Origin of the sequence: Nocardia sp. 2TAF39, from assembly GCF_052114905.1 — a bacterium.
In the GTDB taxonomy this organism is placed as follows: Bacteria; Actinomycetota; Actinomycetes; order Mycobacteriales; family Mycobacteriaceae; genus Nocardia.
This window is the reverse complement of sequence record NZ_JBFRFQ010000109.1, coordinates 1-3442: the sequence shown is the minus strand read 5'-3', so window position 1 is coordinate 3442 and position 3442 is coordinate 1. Positions and strand designations below refer to the sequence as shown.

Annotated in this window: 4 protein-coding genes; 2 read left to right on the top strand and 2 right to left on the bottom strand. The window is 66.6% G+C overall.

The genetic code is table 11. The features are described 5' to 3' along the window. On the top strand, positions 1-234 hold a 234-nt coding region (locus tag AB4Z47_RS30445), incomplete at its 5' end, for a hypothetical protein (protein WP_441956129.1). On the opposite strand, the gene AB4Z47_RS30440 is transcribed toward AB4Z47_RS30445, so the two are convergent. Beyond that, entirely contained in the window at positions 222-1049 is an 828-nt protein-coding gene (locus tag AB4Z47_RS30440) for a class I SAM-dependent methyltransferase (RefSeq protein WP_441956127.1), read from the bottom strand. The genes AB4Z47_RS30445 and AB4Z47_RS30440 overlap by 13 nt on opposite strands. Before the next feature lie 132 nt (positions 1050-1181). Here AB4Z47_RS30440 and AB4Z47_RS30435 point away from each other — a divergent pair, with 132 nt between their 5' ends. Next, a complete protein-coding gene (locus AB4Z47_RS30435; protein WP_441956125.1) occupies positions 1182-1832 on the top strand; it encodes a MarR family transcriptional regulator in 651 nt (216 codons plus the stop codon). A gap of 257 nt (positions 1833-2089) precedes the next feature. Here AB4Z47_RS30435 and AB4Z47_RS30430 read toward each other — a convergent pair. Then, positions 2090-3442 (bottom strand): IS4 family transposase (locus AB4Z47_RS30430; protein ID WP_441956123.1); only part of this gene is annotated, 1353 nt, incomplete at its 5' end.

Genomic DNA, 3442 nt, shown 5'->3' with positions numbered 1-3442 from the left:
CCGCTGTCTGCTCAGTGTGTCATCAACAAGCAAGTTGTAGTAGCCGCGGGCGTGTTCGCGCCGGGGCATCTGGGCGAGTTGACCCGGATCGTGCCGTTCGAGATGGTCGACGCCGCGCTGGAATCGGCTCGGGCAGCGCAGGTCAGGGTACCCGACGGGGCAGGTTCTCGCCCTGGTCCCGGTCACGCCACGACATCTCGACACCGGCCGACCGCGGACTCTCAGAAGCGGTAGCGCAGCACGGTCGTGCCCCGACGCGACCACGCCCTGCTCAGCCCCGCGAGCCGGGTGAACAGCCGTGTAGCAAGCGGATATTGGCCGACCTCGGGCGCGCGGGTGAGAAGAATCTCCTCCGCCAGCCTCATGTCGGTGTTCCAGCGTTCGGGATCGTGGGGGTCGTCGAAGCCGGGGTTGGCGACCACGTCGGCGATCGAGTCGGTGCCCTTATAGTGCTTGAGTGCCCACACGTGGAAGCGCGTGTAGCCGTTGAAGGCGATCTCGCCGTTGGGGAAATGCTTGGTGAGCCGACGCAGCAGCGCCGTCAGGTCGGGCTGGGCGAGGAAAGCGACCAGACCGTCGGCGACGATGACCGCCGGGCGGTCGGACGGGATCTCGTCCAACCAGCCCCCGCCGGTCACGTCGGCAGCGATCGTATGGGCCGGGCCCGGCAGCAGCCGGCGGCGGAACGCCGCCACATCGGGAAGATCGACGTCGTACCAGTCCACCGTGGACGGCGGAGCGAGGCGTGCCCTTCTGCTGTCCAAACCCGCGCCGAGGTCCACGACGACCGCGTCCGGATAGCGCTCGACAAAGTCGCGCACGATGCCGTCAAGTTTCTTGGCGCGTAGCGCGATGTCCCGCATTCCGGTCTTCGCGTGAGGGTAGTCGGCGGGGTCGACGCCCGTCTCCGCCACGATTTTCGCTGCCGTCGTGTCGTTGAGGATCGAGTGCTCGGAGCGGCTGTCCAGCGCCCTGCCGCACAGCGTCAGATACAGGCTCGCCTCCACCGGGGTGAATGGCGGAAGCATGGTGCCCATCGTGATGTCCATCCTTCTGTTGGCATTTCGCACTTCTCGAAAGTAAGTTGCAATTCACTTGATAGTCAAGCTCTTTGAGTGCTAAATTGCAATGATTCGCCGTGAATCACAGTTGCAATGGAGTTGGTTGTGCCTGGCGCTCGATTGACCGTAGAGGAACGGCATGCCATTGCTGCCTGGCTTGTCGAGGGCTTGACACGCGCGGAGATCGGCCGGCGGCTGCGGAGGCCGACGTCCACGATCACCCGCGAGGTCGCCCGAAACGGTGGCGTGGCGGGTTACCGTGCGGCAGCGGCCGCCACGAGTTCCCGGCGCCGCGCCCGTCGTCTTGGCGATCCCGCGCCGCGGTCCGGGGCGGTACGTGGGTTCGAGGAACGATTCGCCGCGACGATGGCGCACTCCGGGCTTGCGCGGACGCCGGCCAGGATCCTTGCGGCACTTCTCACCAGCGACGACGCGAGCCTGTCGGCCGCCGATCTGATGCGCCGGCTCAGGGTCAGCGCGGCATCGGTGTCCAAGGCGGTCGGCTATCTTGAGGCATTGGCGCTGGTGCGACGCGAACGTGGTCCCGGCGACCGGCGTGAGCGGTACGTCGTCGACGACAACGCCTGGTATCGGTCCTGGCAGCGCGAGGTTGAGATCTGTGCCATGTGGGCCGGCGCTGCCCGAGAGGGCGCCAAGGTGATGAGCGACTCACCCGCAGGCGCCCGGCTCACTCTGCTGGGAGACTACTTCGATCACGTCGGCCGTGATCTTGCCGACGCCGCCGACCGCTGGCGCCCCCTCTTCACCTGAATCTCCACGGAAACCCCGCAGGCCAGGCGCACGGCTGACGGATCGTCAGATTTCCTCAGGCCCCGTCTCGTACAGTCCGAGCGATCACGGAGCGTATTTGTGCGCGCCACGGGTCCGGTCTCTCGGCAGACCACTGATCCGACGGCGATCGCTGCGCTCTGGAACACAGCAGACACCGGCGATCATGAGCCCATGGATGAGGGGGCATCGGCGGGGGCTAGTGGCAATGCCGCGCAGTTTGGCGGGTGGGTCTGGTGTCAAATCGGTGGTTTCCGCAGGTTGATGGTGATGCCGATGCTCGGGTAGTTGGTGCGGTCGATGGTGCCTTTGGCGCGGTGTTTGGAGATGGCGCGTTTGACCACGCGGGGGCTTTGCCGGGGTCGGCGGGTGGGTAGTAGATCGTGCAGGACTGCGCGTCCGATGTCGCCGACCAGATCGATCGCGCCGCTGGTGATCACTGCGGCGGCGTGGACGACCTGGTCGCGTGCGGTGTTCAGGGCGATGGTGAAGTTGGCGTGCAGGGGTGTTGCGGCGGGGCCGGTCGCGGTGGCGTCGGCGATGGCGATGCGTAGTGCCTGGTAGGTGCACAACAGTGCGTAGACCTCTTGGGTGATCCCGGCGGGGGTGCGGGCACGCAGTACTCGCCCGTCGAGGATGGTGGATTTGAGTTCCAGATAGCTGGTTTCGATCTGCCACCGCTGGTGGTACAACTCCACCAGATCGATCGCCCGATAGCGGCGATAGTCGACCAGGGTGGTGACCAGGCGGTAGCGTTCACACCGCCGCGGCCCGCGGTGCGGGGTAATGGTGATCTCGGCGTCGATCACCCGCACCACCACCGATCCCATCGAGGTGAGCCAGGACCCGTCGGGAAGATACTCGAGTGCGGGCAGTGCGAGGTTGTTCTTGGCGCGGATGAGCAGGTCGGCTTTGGTGGCCGCGATCGCCGAGACCTGGTCGGCGTAGCCGAAACCGCGGTCGGCCAGCAACAGCATACCCTCGCGCAGGCATCGGAAAAGCGTTGGTGCGTAGGTGCGTTCGCCGATACCGTAGGTGCCGAACACGGCGTCGATGACGGTGCGAGTGCCGCAGGCCACCACAGCCACAAGCCGCAACATCGGATACCCGGAGTCGCCGTTGCCGCCGGTCTGGCGGTGATAGATACTCAGGTTCGCGGCGGTGTCGGGCACGAACATGCTGGTGCCGTCGATGGCACACACCAGCAGGCCCCGCCAGCGGGCCGCACCAGCGGCCGGGCCGGCGAGCAAGGCGAACAACTCCCGCAACGGTGCGGCCCCGATCCGGCGCCGCGCCTGGGTCAGCGCTGAGGAACCCGGCGCGGCGACTGCCAGCCCGCGCAGGCCCGAGCACAGTTTCGCCCACACTCCGCTATAGCCGATATCGGGGAACAAACCCGCCGCGAGCAGCAGATACACCACCACCCGAGATGGCAGCTCGCGCACCCTGACCTGCGCTGCCCGAGCCGATTCCAGCGCGGCGTCGACCATCTCGAACGGCACGATCCGGGTCAACTCGCCCAGATGCCCCGGCGCGAACACGCCCGCGGCTACTACAACTTGCTTGTTGATGACACACTGAGCAGACAGCGG